Source organism: Anabaena sp. CCY 9402-a, assembly GCF_963920945.1.
Lineage (GTDB): Bacteria > Cyanobacteriota > Cyanobacteriia > Cyanobacteriales > Nostocaceae > Trichormus > Trichormus minutissimus.
The window spans coordinates 78,484-102,082 of record NZ_CAWUDL010000010.1 but is presented as its reverse complement, the minus strand read 5'-3'; the positions used below and the strand labels follow the sequence as shown (position 1 = coordinate 102,082).

General features: G+C 40.5%; 20 protein-coding genes. 10 read left to right on the top strand and 10 right to left on the bottom strand.

Features of this window, described 5'->3' with window-relative positions:
- Positions 1–55: 55 nt before the first annotated feature.
- Positions 56–1,585, bottom strand: a complete 1,530-nt coding sequence (locus ACM0OR_RS05895; protein WP_414575408.1) for a YifB family Mg chelatase-like AAA ATPase — start codon at positions 1,583–1,585, stop codon at positions 56–58.
- Between the two features lie 67 nt (positions 1,586–1,652).
- Here ACM0OR_RS05895 and ACM0OR_RS05890 point away from each other — a divergent pair, with 67 nt between their 5' ends.
- From ACM0OR_RS05890 to ACM0OR_RS05880, 3 genes are all read left to right on the top strand, one after another.
- On the top strand, positions 1,653–2,003 hold the full coding sequence (locus tag ACM0OR_RS05890) for a histidine triad nucleotide-binding protein (RefSeq protein ID WP_237995551.1): 351 nt from the start codon (positions 1,653–1,655) through the stop codon (positions 2,001–2,003).
- A 171-nt stretch (positions 2,004–2,174) separates the two neighbouring features.
- Positions 2,175–3,257, top strand: coding sequence for a photosystem II q(b) protein (gene psbA / locus ACM0OR_RS05885; RefSeq protein WP_414575407.1), 1,083 nt, complete (start codon positions 2,175–2,177; stop codon positions 3,255–3,257).
- Between the two features lie 220 nt (positions 3,258–3,477).
- Complete coding sequence (locus ACM0OR_RS05880; RefSeq protein ID WP_323264510.1) at positions 3,478–3,771, top strand: hypothetical protein; 294 nt, start codon at positions 3,478–3,480, stop codon at positions 3,769–3,771.
- 180 nt (positions 3,772–3,951) lie between these two features.
- Here ACM0OR_RS05880 and ACM0OR_RS05875 read toward each other — a convergent pair whose 3' ends face one another.
- The gene (locus ACM0OR_RS05875) at positions 3,952–5,373 is read right to left on the bottom strand and encodes an NADP-dependent isocitrate dehydrogenase (protein ID WP_323264511.1); all 1,422 of its coding nucleotides are present in this window, start codon (positions 5,371–5,373) and stop codon (positions 3,952–3,954) included.
- A 420-nt stretch (positions 5,374–5,793) separates the two neighbouring features.
- Between ACM0OR_RS05875 and ACM0OR_RS05870 the strand changes: the two genes are divergently transcribed.
- Both ACM0OR_RS05870 and ACM0OR_RS05865 read left to right on the top strand, forming a co-directional pair.
- Positions 5,794–6,510 carry a GUN4 N-terminal ARM-like repeat domain-containing protein gene (locus tag ACM0OR_RS05870; RefSeq protein WP_414575406.1) on the top strand — a complete coding sequence of 239 codons (717 nt, stop codon included), beginning with the start codon at positions 5,794–5,796 and terminating at the stop codon, positions 6,508–6,510.
- 139 nt (positions 6,511–6,649) lie between these two features.
- Positions 6,650–7,732, top strand: a complete 1,083-nt coding sequence (locus ACM0OR_RS05865) for an ABC transporter ATP-binding protein (RefSeq protein ID WP_414575405.1) — start codon at positions 6,650–6,652, stop codon at positions 7,730–7,732.
- Between the two features lie 46 nt (positions 7,733–7,778).
- Here the strand turns inward: ACM0OR_RS05865 and ACM0OR_RS05860 are convergent, their stop codons facing one another.
- Positions 7,779–8,546 carry a hypothetical protein gene (locus tag ACM0OR_RS05860; RefSeq protein ID WP_414575404.1) on the bottom strand — a complete coding sequence of 256 codons (768 nt, stop codon included), beginning with the start codon at positions 8,544–8,546 and terminating at the stop codon, positions 7,779–7,781.
- Positions 8,547–8,548: 2 nt separating this feature from the next.
- Between ACM0OR_RS05860 and ACM0OR_RS05855 the strand changes: the two genes are divergently transcribed.
- Positions 8,549–8,734 (top strand): hypothetical protein, encoded by a 186-nt coding sequence (locus tag ACM0OR_RS05855; protein ID WP_414575403.1) that lies wholly within the window; start codon positions 8,549–8,551, stop codon positions 8,732–8,734.
- Between the two features lie 21 nt (positions 8,735–8,755).
- Here ACM0OR_RS05855 and mtnA read toward each other — a convergent pair whose 3' ends face one another.
- The 5 genes from mtnA to ACM0OR_RS05830 all read right to left on the bottom strand — a co-directional run bounded on the left by mtnA (position 8,756) and on the right by ACM0OR_RS05830 (position 16,693).
- A complete protein-coding gene (gene mtnA / locus ACM0OR_RS05850) occupies positions 8,756–9,802 on the bottom strand; it encodes an S-methyl-5-thioribose-1-phosphate isomerase (RefSeq protein WP_414575402.1) in 1,047 nt (348 codons plus the stop codon).
- Positions 9,803–10,285: 483 nt separating this feature from the next.
- Positions 10,286–11,017 (bottom strand): THxN family PEP-CTERM protein, encoded by a 732-nt coding sequence (locus ACM0OR_RS05845; RefSeq protein WP_414575401.1) that lies wholly within the window; start codon positions 11,015–11,017, stop codon positions 10,286–10,288.
- 448 nt (positions 11,018–11,465) lie between these two features.
- Positions 11,466–13,502, bottom strand: a complete 2,037-nt coding sequence (locus tag ACM0OR_RS05840; RefSeq protein WP_414575400.1) for a cation:proton antiporter — start codon at positions 13,500–13,502, stop codon at positions 11,466–11,468.
- 278 nt (positions 13,503–13,780) lie between these two features.
- Positions 13,781–15,688, bottom strand: a complete 1,908-nt coding sequence (gene dxs, locus ACM0OR_RS05835) for a 1-deoxy-D-xylulose-5-phosphate synthase (RefSeq protein ID WP_323264517.1) — start codon at positions 15,686–15,688, stop codon at positions 13,781–13,783.
- Between the two features lie 321 nt (positions 15,689–16,009).
- Positions 16,010–16,693 (bottom strand): S-layer homology domain-containing protein, encoded by a 684-nt coding sequence (locus ACM0OR_RS05830; protein ID WP_414575399.1) that lies wholly within the window; start codon positions 16,691–16,693, stop codon positions 16,010–16,012.
- A 271-nt stretch (positions 16,694–16,964) separates the two neighbouring features.
- Between ACM0OR_RS05830 and rpiA the strand changes: the two genes are divergently transcribed.
- Entirely contained in the window at positions 16,965–17,675 is a 711-nt protein-coding gene (gene rpiA, locus ACM0OR_RS05825; RefSeq protein WP_414575398.1) for a ribose-5-phosphate isomerase RpiA, read from the top strand.
- A 73-nt stretch (positions 17,676–17,748) separates the two neighbouring features.
- Here the strand turns inward: rpiA and ACM0OR_RS05820 are convergent, their stop codons facing one another.
- Positions 17,749–19,392, bottom strand: a complete 1,644-nt coding sequence (locus tag ACM0OR_RS05820) for a tetratricopeptide repeat protein (RefSeq protein ID WP_414575397.1) — start codon at positions 19,390–19,392, stop codon at positions 17,749–17,751.
- A 355-nt stretch (positions 19,393–19,747) separates the two neighbouring features.
- Between ACM0OR_RS05820 and ACM0OR_RS05815 the strand changes: the two genes are divergently transcribed.
- Both ACM0OR_RS05815 and ACM0OR_RS05810 read left to right on the top strand, forming a co-directional pair.
- Positions 19,748–21,874: a GNAT family N-acetyltransferase gene (locus tag ACM0OR_RS05815; protein ID WP_414575396.1), complete on the top strand. Its 2,127-nt coding sequence runs from the start codon at positions 19,748–19,750 to the stop codon at positions 21,872–21,874.
- Entirely contained in the window at positions 21,871–22,374 is a 504-nt protein-coding gene (locus ACM0OR_RS05810) for an ASCH domain-containing protein (RefSeq protein WP_414575394.1), read from the top strand. Before ACM0OR_RS05815 ends, ACM0OR_RS05810 begins: the two co-directional genes overlap by 4 nt.
- Before the next feature lie 195 nt (positions 22,375–22,569).
- Here ACM0OR_RS05810 and ACM0OR_RS05805 read toward each other — a convergent pair whose 3' ends face one another.
- Positions 22,570–22,833 (bottom strand): hypothetical protein, encoded by a 264-nt coding sequence (locus ACM0OR_RS05805; RefSeq protein ID WP_414575410.1) that lies wholly within the window; start codon positions 22,831–22,833, stop codon positions 22,570–22,572.
- A gap of 213 nt (positions 22,834–23,046) precedes the next feature.
- Between ACM0OR_RS05805 and ACM0OR_RS05800 the strand changes: the two genes are divergently transcribed.
- Positions 23,047–23,322, top strand: coding sequence for a hypothetical protein (locus ACM0OR_RS05800; RefSeq protein ID WP_414575393.1), 276 nt, complete (start codon positions 23,047–23,049; stop codon positions 23,320–23,322).
- Positions 23,323–23,599: the final 277 nt, after the last annotated feature.

The window sequence follows — 23,599 nt, the reverse complement described above, 5'->3', positions numbered from 1 at the left end:
ACCTGTCACCTGTCACCTGTCACCTGTCACCTGTCACCTGTCACCTGTCACCTTCCTACTGCATTCTATCTATAGTGCGATATTGGATGGCTTCAGCGACATGATTAGCTTTGAGTTCTTCATCGCCCGCTAAATCTGCGATTGTGCGGGCGACTTTGAGAATGCGATCGCTAGCCCTGGCTGATAACCCTAATTTTTTAATTGCGGCTTCTAATAAATTCCGGCTAGCATCATCTAGTTTGCACCATTTCTGGAGGTGTCGGCTTTGCATTTGGGCATTGCACCGCAGATTTGATTCTTCTTGAAAACGAATCGTGGCGCGATCGCGCGCTTGTTTTACCCTATCCAGTACAGACATCGAACCTTCTCCTGTCGGTTGTTGGGTAATTTCTTCTGGTTTCAAGCGATTCACAGCCACTTGTAAATCAATTCGATCCATCAAGGGGCCAGAAAGTTTTGCCCAATATTGTTCTCGTTGTCTTGGTGAGCAGGTACATTGCTGAATAGTATCGCCGTAGTAGCCACATGGACAGGGATTTGTACTGGCGACTAAAGTAAATTGTGCCGGAAATGTAACTGATTGTCTGGTGCGGGAAATCGTCACAAAACCATCTTCTAAGGGCTGACGGAGAAACTCTAAGACATCTCGTTTAAATTCTGTCAATTCATCCAAAAACAAGATACCCCGGTGTGATAAGGAAATTTCCCCTGGACGCGGAAACCCACCACCACCAACTAAAGATGGCCCTGATGCTGAGTGGTGGGGACTGCGAAAAGGGCGATCGCGTACTAATGAGCCACGATTCTTTAATAACCCGGCGACAGAGTGAATCCGAGTCACTTCTAAAGCTTCCGCAAAGCTTAACGGGGGCAATATCCCCGGTAAGCGTCGTGCTAACATCGTTTTGCCACTCCCAGGCGGCCCCACAAAAATTAGATTATGCCCCCCAGCCGCCGCAATTTCTAAAGCCCGACGAGCATGAGCCTGTCCTTTCACATCCTTTAAATCTGCAACAGCATGGGCTATCTGTGGTAACTCTTTTAATTCATCTAACTTTACAGGTTTGTACTTCCCTGGATGATTCAATAAATCAACTACCTCAGAGATATTCTTACAGCCATACACATCTAACCCTTGTACTACCGATGCTTCTTGAGCATTATCAGCAGGCACAACTAACCCTGCAATTCCCATTTTCTGAGCCGTAGCTGCGATCGGTAAAACACCCGCCACTGGACGCAGGCTGCCGTCTAATGACACTTCGCCCAAAAAAATATAATCTCCCAACAAATCAGCACTAACTTGTTCAGAAGCCGCCAAAATACCCACACTAATAGGCAAATCAAAACAGGGGCCTTCCTTGCGTAAATCGGCTGGCGTTAAGTTAATCACAATTTTTCGCATCGGAAAGGCAAACCCAGCATTTTTCAAAGTAGCTTTGACTCTCTCCTTCGATTCCTGAACTGCTGAATCTGGTAGCCCCAAAACCACAATTCCTGGTAAACCCCCTGAAACATCGACCTCTACGCCGACTTTCACAGCATCGATGCCGACAATTGACGCACTCCAGACTCTAGCAAGCATTGGTTAAATATTTCTTCTATAAACAGTAAACCTTTAGAATCTCTAGCAGATGAGTAATTAGAAACGCATGAGTGAAACCACAGAGACAATTTTCAGCAAAATCATCCGTCGGGAAATCCCCGCCAACATCGTTTATGAGGATGACTTAGCCCTGGCCTTCAAAGATGTTAATCCCCAAGCACCTGTACACATTCTGCTAATTCCTAAAAAACCGATTCCCAAATTAGCTGATGCTACACCTGAAGATCATGCACTTTTAGGGCATCTTTTGTTAACTGCCAAGCGTGTCGCTGAAGAAGTGGGACTAACAGACGGCTATCGTGTCGTTATCAACACGGGTAATGATGGCGGTCAAACCGTTTACCACCTACATCTGCACATCCTAGGCGGAAGACAAATGGCATGGCCTCCTGGTTGATATAAACTAATTAATCCCGTCGATTGACGGGATTAATTAGTAAAGCAAATAATTTCAATAAGTAATATTTAATTAAATTACCTTTACAAAACTCCATCTTCCGTCTAAGGTAGTAAACAGGTAGGGAAAAATACTTACCTCAATCATAAAAACCAAAGCAATCATAAAAAAATGACCACAACCTTACAGCAGCGTCAAAGCGCGAATGTATGGGAACGGTTCTGCGAGTGGATCACCAGCACCGAAAACCGGATTTATATCGGTTGGTTCGGCGTATTGATGATCCCCACCTTGCTAGCCGCAACCACCTGCTTCATCATTGCCTTCATCGCAGCACCTCCAGTAGATATCGATGGTATCCGTGAACCAGTAGCAGGTTCATTGATTTACGGAAACAACATCATCTCTGGTGCAGTTGTACCTTCCTCCAACGCGATTGGTTTGCACTTCTACCCAATCTGGGAAGCAGCTTCCTTAGATGAGTGGTTGTACAACGGTGGTCCTTACCAATTGGTAATCTTCCACTTCTTGACTGGTGTATTCTGCTACCTAGGACGGGAATGGGAATTATCCTACCGCTTAGGAATGCGTCCTTGGATTTGCCTAGCATTCTCTGCACCAGTAGCAGCAGCAACCGCAGTCTTCTTGGTATACCCCATCGGACAAGGTTCATTCTCTGATGGTATGCCCTTAGGTATCTCCGGCACATTCAACTTCATGATCGTGTTCCAAGCAGAACACAACATCTTGATGCACCCCTTCCATATGTTAGGTGTGGCGGGTGTATTCGGCGGTTCATTGTTCTCCGCAATGCACGGTTCATTGGTAACTTCCTCCTTGGTGCGTGAAACCACCGAAACCGAATCACAAAACTACGGTTACAAATTCGGACAAGAAGAAGAAACCTACAACATTGTTGCAGCACACGGTTACTTCGGTCGCTTGATTTTCCAATACGCATCATTCAACAACAGCCGTTCCTTGCACTTCTTCTTGGCTGCATGGCCAGTAGTAGGCATCTGGTTCACCGCCTTGGGTATCAGCACAATGGCGTTCAACTTGAACGGTTTCAACTTCAACCAATCCATCATCGACTCCCAAGGTCGCGTCATTGCAACCTGGGCTGACGTAATCAACCGCGCTAACCTGGGTATGGAAGTAATGCACGAGCGTAACGCTCACAACTTCCCCTTAGACTTGGCTGCTGGTGAAGTTGCTCCTGTTGCTATCAGCGCACCTGCTATCAACGGTTAATCTTTAAGCTTTAGCTAAATAAAAAGCGTCCTCTTCACCGGGGACGCTTTTTATTTTTGTTATGTAGTTTGAAGACGCGAGGAATCGCATACCTACAAACATTTATGTAATTAGTATAAAATGTATCAAAATATTTTTAATATATCGTATGTTTACTGTTGCTTCAGCAGGGAATACTCAAATAGTATTTAGCACATCATTTTTTATTATTTGAAATATTGTGAAGTCTATTCTAGAATCATACTTAGATCAAGAAGTCTGGATACTGATACGAGATAAATGGTATTTTACAAAAATCATTCGAGTTGGGGATGATTTATTGTGGTTTCAACACAGGACTCACAACAAAGAAACAGAGGAAGATACTTTGTGGGAAATGGTTGTAAAAATCGGTGAAGTAATTGCGATCGATAGAATTATATCTGTTGTTAGTAGAAAACCAGATGTGTTTATCTCACAGCTAATAGAAACCGATCAACCCACAAATAATTACCATAAAGATAATGAAAATTAATTAACTAAAATTAATTATTACGCTATAAGCACACCAACCGCTCTAAGAAGGAAAGAAACACAAGCATTTAGAGTTTGGTAGCAAGAAATATTATCTAAATTCAAAATTTTAGATGTGCGTGAGAGAAATTGCTATTTGGCTTCTAGGACGGGGTTTCCCCGTCCTAATAGTTAACTGGAATTAACCGAAATGCTTGATAATTGCGTCTGCAAATTCAGAACATTTTAGTGGTTCTACGGGTGGTTCAATTAACCGTGCTAAGTCATAGGTGACTTGACTATTAGCGATCGCATCTCCTAAACCTTTCTTAACTAGGTCTGCGGCTTCTTGCCAACCCATGAACTCAAACATCATCACCCCAGACAAAATCACCGAACCAGGGTTAATTCTGTCTAACCCGGCGTGTTTGGGTGCTGTACCGTGGGTAGCTTCAAAAACGGCGCAAGCATCGCCAATATTTGCGCCAGGCCCCATTCCTAAGCCACCGACAATAGCAGCAGCCGCATCAGACAAGTAATCACCGTTTAAGTTCATCGTCGCCAGAATCGAATACTCATCTGGTCTGGTTTGGATTTGTTGAAAGATACTGTCAGCAATCCGGTCATTGACCATGATTTTCTCTTTCCACTTACCGTTACCGTGGGTTTCCCAAATTGAGTTAAGAACCGTTTCCACTTCCTTGACAATTTGAGCTTTCTTCTCTTCAGTAAGACCATCAAAACCAGGATCAATCAAACGGGCATTTTCTTCTAGAGAAATATGGGGATTTTTTTCCTTGTTGCTTAAAATCCAAGATTCCCGTTCGGTGACGCACTCTTGACGAAACTCAGAAGTGGCTAGTTCGTAACCCCAATCACGGAACGCGCCTTCGGTGTACTTCATGATGTTACCCTTATGCACCAGCGTTACCTGTTGCTTGTTTTTAGGTAATAACAAGGCGTGTTTGATGGCACGGCGGACTAGACGCTGAGAACCTGTTTTGCTGATGGGTTTAATCCCAATACCAGAATCGAGGGGGATGCGCTTTTTCCCGTGTTCTGGGGTGGCAGGAATCAGTTCATTGTTGAGGATAGAGATTAAGCGATCGCCTATTTCACTACCTTGCTTCCACTCAATCCCCAAATAAATATCCTCTGTGTTTTCCCGATAGACTATCACGTCCAGTTTTTCGGGGTTTTTGTGAGGTGATGGCGTACCCGCATAATAACGGCAAGGACGCACACAGGCATATAAGTCAAAAATTTGTCTGAGTGCCACATTTAAAGACCGGATACCACCACCCACAGGAGTAGTCAAAGGCCCTTTAATTGCCACACCATACTCTCTAATAGCCGTTAGAGTATCTTCAGGTAAATACTGATAAGTACCGTATAAATCGCAGGCTTCATCACCAGCGTAAACCTTAAACCAGCTAATTTGACGTTTGCCCTGATACGCTTTAGCTACCGCCGCATCTAGCACTTTTTGCGTAGCTGGCCAAATATCAATACCTGTTCCATCGCCCCGAATAAAAGGGATAATGGGATTGTTTGGTACAACAGGTTCACCATTTTTGAAGGTGATTTTTGATCCAGTTGTAGGGGGGTTAATCTTGTCGTACATACTTCACACACTCCACAAAGGTACGCCGCCAGAGAGAAGATTCTTCTTGTGTAGGCTTGCAAATTTTACTGTAGATATTGGGGATTGGGGACTGGGGAACTCGGGGTCCCCTCTGGGGATAAGGGGCAATGGGGACTGGGAATTTAGGAAAACTTCTTCCTTGTCCTCCTGTTCTTCCCTTACACCTCTGTCACCTGTAACCTGTCCTCTGTCACCTTCTTAATCTCTAATCCCTCAATGAGCAGATATTCCCCCTATTTCCCTTGTACAGCATTTAGGGATTCAAGTGTAGGTTTTCGTGAAATTGTCGCAATTTTGTACGATCAAAAATAGTAAACTACTTTTCGCTATCACTGCTGGATCATAGATAAAGCTAGATAGCCAATTGCTTTTCCACTGACCGCTAACATGAGTAATGGCATGACAGACCCAATGATTGTATCAGGCACTGCTAATGAAATTGACTCCCTTCGACAAAAGTTAATCGCTGGGTCTATGCAAGTCCAACAACAGATCATCCCACAATTAGCTGCTTTGGGTAACGAGGGATTAAATGTGTTGTCAGAGTTTTTATTGCAACGTCGCGATCGCCCAGCTACTTGGGTTGAAGGCAAAGCCTATCAATTCCTCTACAACTCTGATGCACCCCAAGCCCAAGAATTTCTGCAAAATTATTTTCCTGAAGGAATTGTACCTCTAAAATCAGAGGCAGGAGTTAATTATAATTCTTTGCAACAGTTACTAGCTGTCCAAGACTTTCAAGCAGCTGATCTCATGACTATTCAACAGATGTGTGAGGTTGCAGGGGCTACGGCAGTACAGAGAAAATGGCTGTATTTCACTGATATAGATAATTTCCCCACTGTTGATTTACACACTATCAATAATCTGTGGATAGTTCACTCCGAAGGTAAATTTGGTTTTTCAGTACAACGAGAAATATGGTTAAGTTTGGGCAAAAATTGGGACAATCTCTGGACAAAAATCGGTTGGAAAAGTGGGAATAAATGGACAAGATACCCTAATGAATTTACCTGGAAAATGAGTGCGCCTAAAGGTCATTTACCGCTATCAAATCAATTGCGGGGAGTGCGTGTAATTGCTTCTTTATTTGCTCATCCTGCATGGTCTAAGTGAAGGGAATGGGGGTAGGGATTTAGGGAGGAAAAAACCTCATAACTATTAACGAAACAAGCAGGAGTTTATTTTATTACTAGAATCAGAGAAATCAGGAAATTTTTTCAGTCATCGCTAGTTAAACATCTCAAATCTAATTATGGCAAGAGTTCTTCTAGAAGATATTAAGCGTAAATTTAACAATGTCACCGCGATCGAGGATATTACCTTTGAAATTCCCGATGGTGAGTTTTGGGTGTTAGTCGGCCCTTCCGGTTGTGGTAAATCTACAATTTTAAGGACGATCGCGGGTTTAGAAACTGCCACATCTGGTAAACTCTTTATTGGCGATCAATTGGTAAACACCGTCCCAGCAAGAGCGCGAGACGTGGCGATGGTGTTCCAAAACTATGCACTGTATCCCCATATGACGGTGGGTGAAAATATCGCCTTTGGGTTGAAAATGCGGAAAGTTGACCCGAAAATCATTCAAGATAGGGTGGTGAATGTAGCGCGATCGCTTTCTTTAGAACACTTATTAGACCGTAAACCCAAACAACTATCTGGTGGGCAACAACAACGGGTAGCATTAGGGAGAGCGATCGCCCGTGAACCCCAAGTATTTTTATTAGATGAACCCTTATCTAATTTAGATGCTCAATTGCGAGATGATACCAGGGCAGAATTAAAACAGCTACATCAACAATTAGGCGTGACAACTATTTATGTCACCCATGATCAAGTTGAAGCCATGACTTTGGCAGATCAGATTGTGGTACTTAATCGCGGGAGAATACAACAAATTGGCGACCCTCAAACGATTTATGCTCGTCCTGCTAATCAAATGGTGGCAACTTTTTTAGGTAGTCCACCCATGAATATTTTGCCCGCTATTTATAAAAATGGTTGTTTTGATGTGAGTGGGCAATTAATCGAAATTCCCCCATTTATTAATGATAATTTGCAGATACCTCAAGGACAAAGCATTGATTTGGGCATTCGTCCAGAACACATGACAATTAGTGAAGACTCAGGACTCTTAGTAGAAGTGAAGGTGATCGAACCTTTAGGAAGAGAAACCTTAGTGCGTGCTGGTTTACCTGGTGCTACGACGTTGCTAAATATTCAATTGAGTGGTAATGTGCGTCTCAATCCAGGCGATCGCTTACATTTACAACTAGATTTACATCAGTTATTTGTATTTGACCCCAAGACAGGCGATCGCATTTCACCTTTAGAGTAGCGATGGCGCAAAGCACCCGCCAAAGGCGATCGCTAGATGGGAAAATTTAACTAACAGGCACAGGTTTAAATCCTATAGCTTTCAGAATTTCGGTATCGCCTTTCTTGACTATCAAAGTTGGAGAAGCATTAGCGTCTTCTGTAATCGCTTGTGACCAAATGTAGCGATAATCTCCGTTCACCCAACCCATTACACATTCACCACGCCGACAAGATACTTTCCCACCTGTTAAGCTGATGCAATTACCTTTAGCATCGCATCCTTTATAAGTTAGATTCCCTGTATTGTTCACCCCAGTCCAAGAATCACGATTACCAATTGTGATTCTCCATTTACCATTACTGTGAGTTTGTGTGTTGCTAGATGTTTTCTCATCCAAGATTTCCATCTTGCTAATAATCGATTCTTGGCGACTCTTACCACAAGGTTCAATACTTTCACAATCATTTAAAGAGGCAATTTCATAAGAGGCGCGGACTTTTTTATTTAAATATTTTTCTGATTCAGCACAAATTTCAAATGATGTGCTTCGACGATGTTCCACACCCTTTTCATCTACTACAGTGGCGTAGCAGATAATATCACCTGTGACTAATTCTTTAACTGTAAAAATTTCTGGTTGTTTGTTGGCAACAGGTTGAGTTTTATTAATGTTAGCTTGATTACTGCCAGAGGTTTGATTAACTGCTGGTGTATTTTCAGTATTTTTCTGGGTATCTACTTTATCTGGTACTTCTGTGACATTTCCTGTTGTAGATTCTATCTGATTTTGACTAACTGTATTTGTCTGTGCATTATCACAACTTGTAATCAATATTGAGCAAAAAATTAACGCAATTGCGGGAATTAACTTATTCATGGACACCTTTATTTTCTTTTCTTGGTGTATTTGCTGAACCAGAAACAAAATTTTTACTTGATGTATTACTACACATCAGAGATGAGGAATTTCGCATCAAGTTTCCCCAAGCAACCCATTATATTCTGTTTATTAAAGACTAGGTAATATTTAACACTAAAAAATTACTGTATTTTTACTAATTCACCAGGAGCAAAAGCCCCTTTTTCTGTGATGATGGCTGTAATTAAATTGGCTGGAGTCACATCAAAAGCTGGGTTATAAAATTCCACACCGGATGGTGTCAGGATGGTATCACCAACTTGATAAATTTCCTCTGGGTTTCGTTCTTCAATGGGGATTTGATTACCATCAGATAACTCAAAATCAATGGTAGAAAGAGGTGCTGCCACAAAGAAAGGAATGTTATGTGCCTTAGCTACGATGGCTAAACTATAAGTACCAATTTTATTGGCCGTATCACCATTAGCAGCAATGCGATCTGCACCGACGACGACAGCATGAATTAAACCTTGCTGCATACAATGGGCTGCCATGTTATCAGTAATGACAGTTACAGGTATACCTTCTTGTACAGCCTCCCAAGCGGTGAGTTTTGCACCTTGCAGGCGGGGACGAGTTTCATCAGCAAACAAACGTGCTAAACGTCCCTCTCGCCAAGCCGAACGCACAACCCCTAAAGCTGTACCATAACCAGCCGTAGCTAAAGCCCCAGCATTACAGTGAGTCAGTAGTGTTAGCTTTTCTGGGGTTGTGGGCAATAGTTGCAAACCATGATCGCCGATCGCCTGACAGGTTTGCAAATCTTCAGCATTAATTGCTTGGGCTGTTTGTAATAAAACTTGTTGAATATCTGTGACTGTTCCTGGGGTAGCGTAGGCAATTTTCATCATCTGACTAATTGCCCAAAATAAATTTACGGCTGTAGGACGAGTAGCCCGCAATAAATCAGCGACTTGTTCTAGTTGTGCTAAAAATTCGAGGCGATCGCTTGTTGCAATTTCTCTCGCCCTCAAATACATCCCATAGGCTGCTGCTACACCAATAGCTGGCGCACCCCGGACAATCATAGTTTTAATTGCCCGCGCCATATCTTCGCTACTGTGAATCTCTACAACCGCATACTCATTAGGCAAACGGGTTTGATCAATTAGTAATACAGAATCATTCTGCCAAATAACAGGGTAAATTGGATTTGTATAATTTGTCATCAGTAATTGAGATTTTCAAAATATCCAATTTAGAATATCTTAATTCTAGGCTCTTCTGTACATATAGGAATCATATTTGATTTCTGAAATATACGTAATGGCGTAGCAAAGCTAAAATATTGAATTATATTGGGATGCAATTAAACTAAAATCTTAAAAATAATACTCATCTTACTTACTCAGTAATCATTAAAGCTTTTTAGGAAAATGATGTAGCATAAGAAGTATAGAATAATTTAATTCTATTTGTTTTGTAAAAATTGCAATATTCTTACTACGTTGTTAACACTGAAAATTGCTTTTTAAATACACATTTATATTGATACTTACGGCTGCTTTTTTGTTGATAGTCATCAACAGGGAACTTAACTTTATTGATTGATTTCTCAATTTAGCAGATATCTGAACTCTATTTTTGATACTACTCTGCCTAATTAGACTTAATTAAAAATACCTTAGCCATTTTTTGGCAATGGTATTAAATTAAGCACTAACTTTGCTTTTTTGACTTTTAGAATACTTGCGCTTGAAAAATCCCCCAAATGCTACGCCAGTAGTGATACCAAGCATAGTAAGAGGTTCAGGAACTTCTTCTACTGGTACTTTCTCCAACCGACCAAAAATTTCGGCGGTGTTTGCTTGATCTTCTTGGGTTATGAATTGATTGACTACACTGCCCCCTTGTAGAAACCCACTGATGGCTAATATGTATTGGTGACCACCAATGTTGATAGTTTCTGAAGATGCAGTATTAGGGATGGAAACCACATCAGGACAGGGTACATTAAAACCAGGAGTGCTAGAACAAACACCGGAATCACCATTATTAGGTGTTTCGTTGTGATTGAAAAAGAAATTAAAGGTTTTATTCACATCACCACTAAGACTGAGTGCTAAGTTAGCTCCGGTAATGCTAGGTGGAAAGACGGGAAAATTATTGTGAGTGAATGTCCCCAGCAGAAAATCTGTACCATCTATGGGCGCAGTGAAAGTATTCTCACCATTGAATACGTATGAGCTTTGCCCCGAATTTGTTGCAGGATCTCCCCAACTGACTGTGTTAGTGTTGATACCATTAACAGTTGTTGTACCATCAGGTGTGACTGATGTCCAGACACCTGAAGTCTCGATGCTTATAGCTTGAGCCATACCAGCACTCGCAAGCGACATTGTTACCGCAGTCGCTACACCAAAAAAGCTTAGTGTTTTGTTCATTGAATAATCCTTAAATAAGCAGTAGTAGAGACTTTTGAAAACAAATATCCATATTCTTGAGGATTAATATGAAAAGTACGCAATCTACAAATGAAGCATCATATGTTTTCCTAAAAATTTGAATTTTTCACACTGATACTTTTAGTTAATTCCGTATTTTTTATCTCACCAAGAGATAATACAAATATTTATTTTCTCAAGTGTTCACACTTGAATATACCAGATACTCTTAAATATTAAAAATTTTAGAAAATAATTTTTAATATAATTTTTTGGAAAAATAATTCATGAACAATTCCAAATTTATTTTTTTAATGATGGTATTCTTATTATTTATGCGGAAATACCATCATTTTTATTTCAATTCCTACTCCTTAAACTATTTGTTATGGGGGATGTTAGCCCAAAAGATGAAAACAAAGTCTGCTTTTTCTGTTGAATACCGCAACTATTGGGGAAAGTTGGCAATAATCATAGCAATTTCTGGGTGATTGTGAGCGATCGCTTCTGGTGCATTGCCAAATAGTACCAATAGTTGGTTTTTGTGTTCTACTGCGCCATTTAACAGCAGTAAATCATTGCTTTTGAGTAATCGGGAAACTTGCCTCACAAAATTACCCCGCACCTGTTGAATTGGTGTGTCTGGGGGTAGTTCGATATCAGTTAACTCACTAGTTGTCTCCCTAACTGGGACGACTTGTAACAGTTGTAAAGAGGCTTTGAGTTCTGTGGCTAGATTTTTAGCTAATTGAATGCTTTGGGCGAAAGAACTAGTACGCATCTGTTGGCTGGTGAAAGCCAAAAATACTCGCTTGGTATGTTCAATTGGTAAAGGAAAGCGAGATACCAAGACAGGAACACTGCTACGCTGCACAATTTTGTCAATCACACCACCAAATAAGTTCTCTTGATAAGTCGAGTAACCTTTCCAACCGCAGATAATTACACTCGCTTGCTTTTCTTCAGCAACACGGGCGATACCTTTATCTATAGCTTCATCAATACGACCGATGGGGGTGACATTAGCAACCGCCGCATGGGCAATCATTTCGGCTGTGGATAGTAATTGGTTTTGTCTGGCTTTGGCCTCTGGGGAAATGGGGGCAGTTTCTTCTAATAATATGTGCAGAGGTAACAGAGTGCCATTTGCTGATTTTGCCAGAATAATGGCTAATTTGAGGAGATTATCTTCTGTGCTGGGGTTAGCCACTGGGACTAAAACGCGATCGCCTATACTACTACTGTTTTGCAGTTTTTGGGTACTAGTTGCTTCTGGCTTGAGTTTACGTCCCCACTGATTTGTTACCCAAGGGGAAGCCACGCAGGTAACTAGAATCATGGCAATTGTGCCATTAACTGTCAGTTCGTCAACTAACTCGATATTGTAAGCAACGGTGATGGCTGCCAAAGTTGATGCCGCCTGTGCCACCGACAGCCCAAACATCACCATAGTATTGTTAAAGTCAAAGCCAAATAACCTGCCCACACCCCAGGCAGGAAGGTACTTAGCGACAATTGCCACAGTCACCATCACACCAGATACTACCAGCGATCGCGGTTCTTTAATCAAAATGCCAGGATTAACTAACATCCCTACAGAAATCAAGAAGAACGGGACAAACAAGGTATTCCCGATAAATTGAATCCGATTCATTAACGGGCTAAGTTGGGGAATTAACTGCGTAATAGCTACCCCTGCCAAGAAAGCCCCAATAATCGGCTCAATTTGGACTAATTCTGCCCCGTAGGAAACAACAAACAAAGTAGCCAAAACAAAGGTAAATTCTGCCCCTTCATCATGGCCAAATCTCTGAAAAAACCATTGACCGATCCGAGGTACACCCCATAAAGTCAAAAAGGTGTAGATGATCAAAGCCGGAATCAAAAACAGCCAAAAACTCAGAGTTAAATTACCTTGATGCGCTCTGACTACTACTGCTAATACCAAAAGTGCCAAAATATTGGTAATTAATGTACCGCCAAGAGTAGTAGTCAAAACTTGAGAACGCATAATTCCCAATTTGCTGGCGATAGGTAGTGCGAGTAAGGTATGGGAAGCGAAACAGGAAGCCACCAAAACCGCAGGTAATAAATCGTAGCCAATACCCATCATGGCTGCTGTGCCTAATCCCATCGGCACAAGAAAAGTAGCAACTCCAAAGATAACTGCCTTATCAGCATTGTATTTTAGGTCATCTAAGCTAGTTTCTAAACCTGCCATGAACATGAGAAACAGCAAACCAACCGTACCCAGCAGGACAATTGTTGTATCCCGTGCCAAAAGTCCTAGTCCATTGGGGCCGACTACCACACCCGCCAAAATTAAGCCGACAATCCCAGGTAGCCGGATTTTTTCAAAAAGTAGGGGGGCAATTAGCATAATCCCCAAAATCATCAAAAAGACGGGTACTGGGTCTTTAATCGGTGTTGATAACACTGAAGCTATAGAAGCATGAGTTATACCCTGCCAGAGAATTGATTGCATAGTGGTAGGGAAATTATAGTTAGTTAAACTGACTCACATATTAGTACCATCTTCAACGAGCGATCGCATCACCATTAAAGCCAGCTTTATGGCGATCGCCTCAGCAAATTATGATTAATCAATACCTTTCTAGATATATTGACAATTTTTTAGACAATATTCGTTTTATCAGACGCGATAAATCGTGTCTCCACATGAGTTTTTTTGATCTAACCTAGTATTTTCATAAAAAAATAACCCCTGTTTTAGGGGTTATTAATCAATAAATATCTAATTAACTAAACAACAGCAGATACTTTTTGCTGAAAGAAAGCTGCCAAAACTCTTTCCGCTATTTGACGACTAGTTAATCCTAATTCTGCCTTTGATTCATCTGGTGTAGCGTGTTCGACCAACACATCTGGAATCCCAATGCGTTTCACAGGAACTACCACATCAGCATCTAGCAAGGCTTCTGCTACGGCTGAACCAAAGCCACCCATCACACAGCCTTCCTCAAGAGTAACCACGCGCCCAATCTTCTGAGCCAAAGGTACAATTAATTCTGTATCCAAAGGCTTAACAAATCGGGCATTAATCACAGTCGCTTCAATACCGTGTTCACTGAGGATTTCCGCCGCCTGCATACTAGGGTAAACCATTGTGCCATAGCCGACGATTAACACATCATCACCATTGCGGAGAATTTCACCCTTACCGATTTCCAAAGATTCCCAACCTTCTTCCATCAGAGGCACACCGTGGCCGTTACCTCTGGGGAAACGCATAGCAATAGGGCCACTGGTATGTTCAATACCAGTGACAATCATGCGTTGCAGTTCTGCCTCATCTTTAGGGGCCATCAGCACCATATTAGGAATACAACGCAGATAAGCAATGTCATACATACCTTGGTGGGTAGGGCCATCCGCACCCACAATACCTGCCCTATCTAAGCAAAAGAATACTGGGAGGTTTTGGATACAGACATCATGAATGATTTGGTCATAAGCCCGTTGTAAGAAGGTAGAGTAGATAGCAACCACAGGGCGCATACCTTCACAAGCTAATCCCGCCGCTAGGGTGACAGCGTGTTGTTCTGCAATACCGACATCAATATATTGATTTGGTAATTTGACTTGCAGTTTGTCTAAACCTGTTCCTGTCGCCATCGCCGCCGTAATCCCAATAATTTTGGGATTTTGTTCGGCAAGTTTGACGAGGGTGTGAGAAAAGACTTTGGCATAGGAGGGCGGTTTCGGCTTGTTGGAAGGAATCGCTTTGCCAGTTGTCAAGTTAAAAGGGGTTTGGGCGTGATAACCTACTTGGTCTTTTTCCGCGATTTCATAACCTTTACCCTTGACTGTTGACACATGGACTAAAACTGGCCCAGCAATTTGATGTGCTTGTTGGAAGGTGGCAATTAATTCTTCCAAATTATGCCCATCTACTGGCCCCATGTAGGTAAAGCCCAGTTCTTCAAAAACTGCCCCTACTTTGGGAACAGCCAAACGCTTCATCCCTTCCTTGATGCGTCCTAGTTCGGGAGATAAGGATTCACCCACAAAAGGAATGTGTTTGAATTGTTCCTCAAAATTATCTTTGATGAACTGCACCGGGGGACTGAGACGCATTTTATTCAGGTAGCGAGGAATTGCCCCCACGTTGGGAGAGATAGACATCTCATTGTCGTTGAGAACCACCAGCAGGTTAGTTTTGGGCAAGTGTCCGGCGTGGTTGATGGCTTCTAAAGCCATACCGCCAGTTAAAGCACCATCACCAATCACCGCCGCAACTTTAAATTTTTCCCCACTCAAATCTCGTGCTAAAGCCATGCCCAAGGCAGATGAGATACTAGTAGAAGCATGACCCGCGCCAAAGTGGTCAAATTGATTTTCACTACGTTTGAGATAACCGGCAATTCCGTCTTTTTGTCTGAGGGTATGGAAGTTACTGTAACGTCCTGTGATGAGTTTGTGGGGATAAGCTTGGTGTCCTACATCCCAAGTTACTTTATCCCGATCTAAGTCTAAAGTCTGGTAAAGCCCTAGTGTTAACTCTACAACACCCAAACCAGGCCCTAGATGCCCACCGTATTCTGCTACTGTTTGCAGGTGTTTATCGCGAATTTGGCGGGCAATCTGTTGCAGTTGCCGGATAGATAAACCGTGCAACTGATTGGGATGGGTGATTTCGCTCAAGTGCATATTATAGTGTTTTCCTCTTTAATCTCTAACTTTCGGTATTTTGATTTTCCCACGGTCGGGTTGCCGATAGAATTAGACTGGTACTAAGTAGCAGTCTAAAATGTATTCTTCTGTAACGGGGAATTAGACACAATACCTTCAGCATTTTTTCTTAGTATTTATGCTGAAAGCTCATACCGCGAAATTACTTTAAAGTATGTATTCAGTTACATTCGAGGACAGTAACAAAATAGACAGTTATTAGGAAAACATCAAGAAAAAGCCCACATTATGGGTGTGTCATTTTTGTGACTTTTGCTTTTTTATTTTTGCTTTTAAGAACTAGAAAGATGGTGGAGTGTTGGTAACACTGGGAACTTCTGGCGTTTCCGGTTGCTTTTGCTGTCTTTGCAAATATTTACTCAAAAGATAGGCCATATCCCCACGATTCATCGGTCTTAAGGGGGATATATTATTTTGAGCATCAGTGTTAATGAATCCTTCTGTGACTACTGTAGCGATCGCTTTTCTCGCCCAACTAGGTATAGATGCCGCATCTGGGTATGGGGCAAGAATTTCGTTCACAGAATCATCCCCAAACTGAAACACCCCATAAGCTTGGGCGAATATAGCCAACCCTTCCGCCCTCGTCACTCTTTGATTCGGGAAAAACAAATTCCCCCGATAACCTTTCATCACATCTGTTTTTAGCACTGTCTGAATATCTCGATATGCCCAGTGAGAAGAGGGAACATCCGATACAGGTATTGATTTTTCTTGTTTAGCTGCTTCTTGTCTATCTAACTTAAATGCTTTGACTAAAATCGTCGCTAATTCTGCACGACTCACCAACCGTTCTGGATAGAAGTTACCATCAGATGAATTAGTCATCAACTTGGCAGCAACTACCTCTTGAATTGCTTCTGATGTAACTCCCACAGTAGTTTCAGTCACTTGCGCTTGCACAATTACTGGGAAGCTTTGGAGTAGTAGCACTAAAGAAAATGTACTTAACCAAGGACGCATAGTTCTTACCACCGTAAATCTGCTTCTTTGTATAGACAACAACTGACGCATCGCGCACTGATTATGTTGACACATTTTTACTGGGTAAGGTTGCCGAATTTGTGGATTGGGGACTGGGGACAAATTCTACCTTGTCTACCCTTTTTCTTTTTAGTCTCTAGCCTCTAAATTTTGAGAATTGTGCCTGAGTGAATTTTGAAGTGTCAAGGATTGTAGTATAGTCGGCCGTGATAAAGCCTTCTATTTAGTCGAAATTTCAGGAGTTTTGGGAATGACAGGAACAACAGACCCCGTTACTTTAATGAAGCAAGAAGTCGGCAAAGCGGCGGCGGCTTTGGTGAAGTCTGGTTCAATTGTGGGATTGGGTACAGGTTCAACTACAGCTTATACGATTCAATATTTAGGCGATCGCCTCAAGTCTGGTGAACTGACAGATATTGTCGGTATCCCTACCTCATTTCAGTCTGAGGTATTGGCGAAAAAATACGGTGTTCCTCTCACAACGCTGGACGCTGTTGACCACATTGATATTGCCATTGATGGGGCTGATGAAGTTGACCCCAAAAAAAACTTGATTAAAGGTGGTGGCGCAGCTCATACCCGTGAGAAAGTAGTTGATTATTTGGCCAGTCAATTTATTGTTGTGGTAGACAGTGGCAAGTTAGTAGACCGTTTGGGTTCAGTGTTTGCTGTACCAGTGGAAGTTATCCCAATGGCAATTACCCCGGTTACTAACGCTATTAAGCAACTCGGCGGTAAACCAGAACTGCGTATGGGTGTGAAAAAAGCCGGGCCAGTCATCACCGACCAAGGTAACTTTGTCTTAGATGTCCGATTTGACTCTATTGATGACCCAGTTAATCTAGAAAAAGTCCTGAATAACATCCCAGGAGTCCTAGAGAATGGGATTTTTGTCAACTGTGCCGATGTAGTTCTAGTTGGCGAAGTTATAGATGGTAAGCCAGTGGTGAGACAACTTTAGGCTAGGAGGTAGGAAGAGATAGGGGAGACAGGGGAGAAGTTTTCCCTAATCCCCAATCCCCAATCCCCAGTCCCTATTCCCTATTTTTACCCTGTGCTTGCAAACTCTTCTGCAAGCCAAACAAAGAACGTCCATTATGGGGATATTTTTGTAAATCGGCTCGAAAGACTGGCTCTGCTGCGGCATAATCACCTTTAGCTAACAGTACACCACCCAAGGCTTCCCGTGTGGGGAAGTACCAGTCTGGGGGTTCTACGTAATCTAGGTTATCTTCTGCTACTACGGCTTGTTGTAGTTTGGCGATCGCAGCATTATATTCACGCTGAGATTCGGCAATCTTGGCATCTAAAAATTTTTGGGCAATGTCTAAAATACGACTGGCAGGTGTAAATCCAATAGTCGCCTCAGATGGCATAATCTGTGTTGTAGCTAGTAAAGCACGGCTTTCATTTGCTGCATCTTCAGGTTTATTTTGGGCTGCGTATGCCAAACCGCGTGTAAAATGCCAAAGTGCATTAGTAGTTGGTAGTGTCGCATCAGGTGCAGGAGTCTGTAATATCTCATCCCAATCGCCAAATCGGGCTTGCATCAATAATTTATTCCCTAGGAATCCCTCTAACATGGGCAGATGAGGGTCTATAGAACTAGCATGAGCAACTAATTTATCAGCAGCTTCCAGGGCATCTTTATGTTTGCCTGCCATACTACTAGCTACCATGAGGAAATGCAGATTGTGGGTCAGATATAACTGCGGATAAATACCCTGGACTTGATTGTGACAGATGTAAGGCTCATCTTGCGCGATCGCCTGCTGATTCACTCGCATTGCTCCCGCATAATCACCAACGCGAAAATAAATATGGCCAGGCATATGTATCAAGTGTCCAGCCGCAGGTACTAAGGTTTCTAATCGCTTGGCACTCTCAAGGGCGCGTTCTGGATGTAATGACGCTTCTACTGCATGGATATAGTAGTGATTTGCGCCTGGATGATTGGAATTTCTTTGTAGAACATATTCTAAAACAACCACAATTTTGTTTGTCCCTGGTTGTGGTTGACCATCATGTGTCCACAATTGCCAAGGATGCAAATCCATCAGGCTTTCAGCATATAAAGTTGCTGCATCTAAGTCATCAGGATAGCGTTGAAATAGACTTGCCATTGCTTTGGCATAATCTACATCTAATTGATGTAAATCTGCATGGGAATTTGGGGAATAACGTTTTGCTAAAGCCTGAATATAGTCTCTTTCGGGAATTGATGCTTGCACAGCCAATTCTAAAGCTGTTTGTATGGCTTGATAAGCAGCTTGTTCTTTTTCACTGGTGACTACTGAATTAATATTAGGGCCGAGAGCAAGAGCAATTCCCCAATATGCCATTGCCATTTGCGGGTCGAGTTCAGCAGCGTGTTGAAAAGAGCGCACCGCTTCATCATGATTAAAACCGTAAATCAGATTTAAACCTTGGTCAAAAAACTTTTGAGCTTGGGGATTTTGGGTGGAAACTGGATGACGGTATGTTCCCAGACCTGGAATTAAAGTATCGGGCTGTTTGGTTTGAGCGATGAACTGTGTTTCCTCGGAGGCGTTGGCGCAGCCTCTCGTAGAGATGGCGGAACGCCCACCGGAGCAGGGCGAACGCCCACCGGAGGTGATCGCAGAATTGGGAAAGACTAAAGATAGTACAAGTACCCAAATTATAAATAAGCACTTCATACTCAAGTTACCTGTTTTAAAGCTTTTTGTTATCAGCTATCTAAATTACAGCCTCTTGAGTAAGTTATACGCATCTTTCCAATTGCTTAAGATGGTAGCAATCAAAATTTGAATAATAAATTCTTAACATTTCTTGACGATTAACTCAAATTTATTTCTAAGTAACTTGTTTACTAAAAGTGTATTGAATCCGGATAATAAATACTAATCAACTTATAGAGCCATATTATAAATATATTATTTTTTGATACTTGTTTATCAGTATTTTTCCAAAAAATAGAATATAGTTATTATACAAAACAAATGTACTTAACTATTCAGTAAGTATTTTCTGTGCTGATAAAAGGTGATTTTAATGGTGAAGGAAGAACTGCCAGATCATAGCATTGATGAAATTAGCTCAGGGTCAAAACACCTGGAAACAATAATCAAATTAGGAGATAGCAATTCAGTGACACTTGGTTTTTTACCTGATGGTGCTTTCCGAAGACTTGCTGATGAAGGTCGTATTCTTGGTTTTATCATTAAAGAGGTAGGTTGTGTGGGATATCTTCTTTACGACACCAATCGTTCTAGGGTAAAACTTACGCATCTTTGTGTAGATAAGCAATGGCAAGGGAGAGGAATTGCAAAGTTACTTATTAAAAAATTAAAAGCAAGAACTAGTCACTTGTACGGGATTATTTTGTCTTGCCGTCGAGACTATGGTCTAGATGGAATGTGGGCTTCACTTGGGTTTACTTCTGTACATGAAAGACCAGGAAGAAGTAAAGATAGAAGTATATTAACAGAATGGTGGTTAAATTATGGTCATCCTGATTTACTCACTACCCTCGCTCAACAAAAAATTGACTCTAGAATATTTATAGCTATAGATGCGAATATTTTTTATGATTTAACAGATCATGAAACATTTGATGAAGACAGCAAAGAATCTAAAGTTTTGATGTCTGATTGGTTAAAAACAGAAATTGAATTATGTTTAACTGATGAAATAAGAAATGAGATAAATAGAAATCAGGACGAAATCAAAAGAAAAAAATTACGCACAATAACCAACAGTTTTACCTTCCTTCCTTGCACTCAAGAGGATTTTGATCAAGCGTGTCGAGCTATACGCAGCTTTTTTCCAGAAAACATGAGTGATAGTGATGCTTCAGACCTTCGTCAAATTGCAAGAGTGATTGCTTCCAGTATTAAGATCCCCTTCTTCATCACAAGAGATAAGAGATTGCTAAATATTGAAGAAGAAATATACAAGGAGTATAATCTGCTTATTATTCATCCCATCGATTTTATTATCAGATTAGATGAACTGCGTCGAGAGACAGAATATCAACCTGTAAGATTAGCTGGTACTAATATAGAAAAAAAGCGTATTCAAAGTGGAGAAGTAGATTTAATAATTGATTTATTTTTGAATTATGCTCAAGGTGAAAGAAAAGTTGAATTTAGAAAAACTATTAGAAGTTTTCTTTCATATCCAGAGCAATTTGAATGTTTTATGATTATTCGTCAAGAAGAGCCAATCATTCTCATCATTTACGATAAGTCAGATAGTGAAGAGTTAAAAATACCTATTTTGCGTGTTAGAGACACAAAGTTAACTTCCACTCTCTTACGCCATTGTATATTTCAGTCTTTTTTTAGCGCAGCTTGTGAAAAAAGACAATTTACTAGAATTACTGAAATATACTTAGATGAGCAAGTTACTATAGCACTTCAAGAAGATAGTTTTATCAAAACTCAAGATGGATGGTTAAGAGCTAACTTAGCTATAGTAGATGATTCCAATTCCATCGCTTCATATCTTGCAAATATATGTAATAAATCAACCAAAAGCTATGAACAATATATTTCGTTTGTAGATGTTTTAAAGAATAAATCTCTACTTAGCAACTCTGATTTGATGTCAGATATTGAACGTATCCTATACCCGGCTAAAATTACTGATGCGGAAATTCCTACTTTTATTGTTCCTATTAAAGCTTGGTGGGCTAAAGATTTATTCGATCAAGAATTAGCAGCAGATGTTTTATGGGGAGCTAAAGAAGACCTTGCTTTAAAACGAGAAGTGGTTTACTATTGCTCGAAACGTTCAATGAAAGCCCCTGGGAGAATTTTATGGTATGTCAGTAAAGCCGGTAGTGAAAGTCAGAATTTGCATAAACTTGGGGCTATTCGAGCTTGCTCTATACTAGATGAAATAATAATTGGTAAAGCAAAAGATTTATATAAAAAATTCAGAAGATATGGAATTTATACATTTGATGATATTCGACAAGCTACTCAAAATAATTTAGATAAAAATATCATGGCTATCAAGTTCAGTCACACAGAGTCATTTAAAAATATTATCAAATTACATGAAATTGAGAGTATATTAAAACGGAAAATATCAGTTCAAACTTCTTCAAAAATAAAACCAGAAGAATTTATATTATTATATAATAAGGGAAGTTTATTCACTATGAGTCAATGAATTTGATGTCTCCAAATATACTTTTATTATCCATACACCAAAAATACGCCAACATGATTTTTGATGGTGATAAACAAGTTGAATTGCGTCGTGTCAGACCTCGCCATCTCAAAGAAGGAGATTTAATTCTCGTTTATGTCACATCACCAGAGCAAGCATTAGTTGGGGTACTTGAAGTAGAAAAAGTTATTGAAAAATCCCCTCTAGACCTTTGGAATATTGTTGGAGATAAAGCTGGAATTACTTACGATTGCTTCCAGCAATACTACAGAAAATGTTCGATTGGTTATGCCATTTACTTTAAAAGTAAGTTTAGTTTTGATTCTCCAATTAAACTAGAACGCTTAAGAGAAGAATGGTCTGACTTTCGACCACCACAATGCTATCATTACTTAAAAGATAGGGAAATCAATTTTGTCCAATCTATAGTAAAACAAGATATTTTAAGTTTCTCAACAAATCCCAAAGTTTACCAAACTGAACTATTAGCTCAAAATTAACTCCTTGAAAATTTACTTATGTATAAATTAAAAATTTTAAGTTCTTTATTTTATATTTATTTATGAATTTATCTTACTTAATAATTTCTGTCCTCCCTTCAACCCAATTTTGTATTTTCAGAAAGTTAGTATGGAAATGGAGGTAAGGGAGAGGTTTCTGAGGCTAGTTCCCAGTCCTCAATCCCCAGTCCCCAATTAAGCTGCTTCTCTAAGTTGAGTTGGGACATTAACCTCAGACAATGAGAGTGATAGTTGTTCTATTTGAGGTGTGGCGGCTTGTTCTAACACTTGTACTTCTATATTCACACTGACCAAATAACTGCCGGTATCAGCACCAACTGCTTCAGCAATTAATTTGGCAATATCTGGACGCTTTGCAGTCAGGGGATCTCTTAAGATGCACCGATCCCATTCGTGTTTAGCTGTGGGGTTGAGATTGAGAATGTAATGCTTCATCATAGGACTAAACCCTTGAATCCCTCTTCCAGAAGACCGTGACATGGTTGTTCTACTGTTGTTCTACTAGGCTTTTTGAGTGCTGTACCCATTATAGTACATTTGTACTAAATTGAGAAGATGCAAGCCAAAAATCATCTTTTGGTAGAGCAAGTTAAACTATTGTGATGTATTCTTAGAGACTAGTTCCCATGAAACGAGCCTTATTAGTTATTGATGTCCAAAACGAATATTTCACATTTAGTCGATGAGATTCAAGGTACATATAAAGGAATGATGATTGCAATTCCGGCTTCAGAGTGGGAAATATTCAAAACTGTTTCAATAGTCAGAATCACACAATTTTTACAACAATTTGCAACGAGTGTTTATCTCAAAGAGTTTTTCAAAGCGACTAGAGGAAGAAAGAAACCGAAATTACCAGTAATTTATGATAGTAAACAGGGACATATTTCAACTAATCGGCTCTTAGAACAGTACAATCATTCATAAAAAAAGCAGTGAATCACGACCACATAACTGATTAAATAACTGGATTACCTGATGTAAAAAAGGGTACACCTAGAGAAATTGTATTATTTATTTTTTGTAAAAATCATGATTTTAACTTCCTCAATCTCTTAATCTATGATTGCATTACTGAACTTGAAGAAATTCATGTATTAATTTATCTAATTCAATAGTTTGAATGGTTGTGATTGCTAAAAATACCTTTTTTCTAGCAATTCACAACTTGAATTATCCAAAAGAGGATATAGTTAATTTGTTC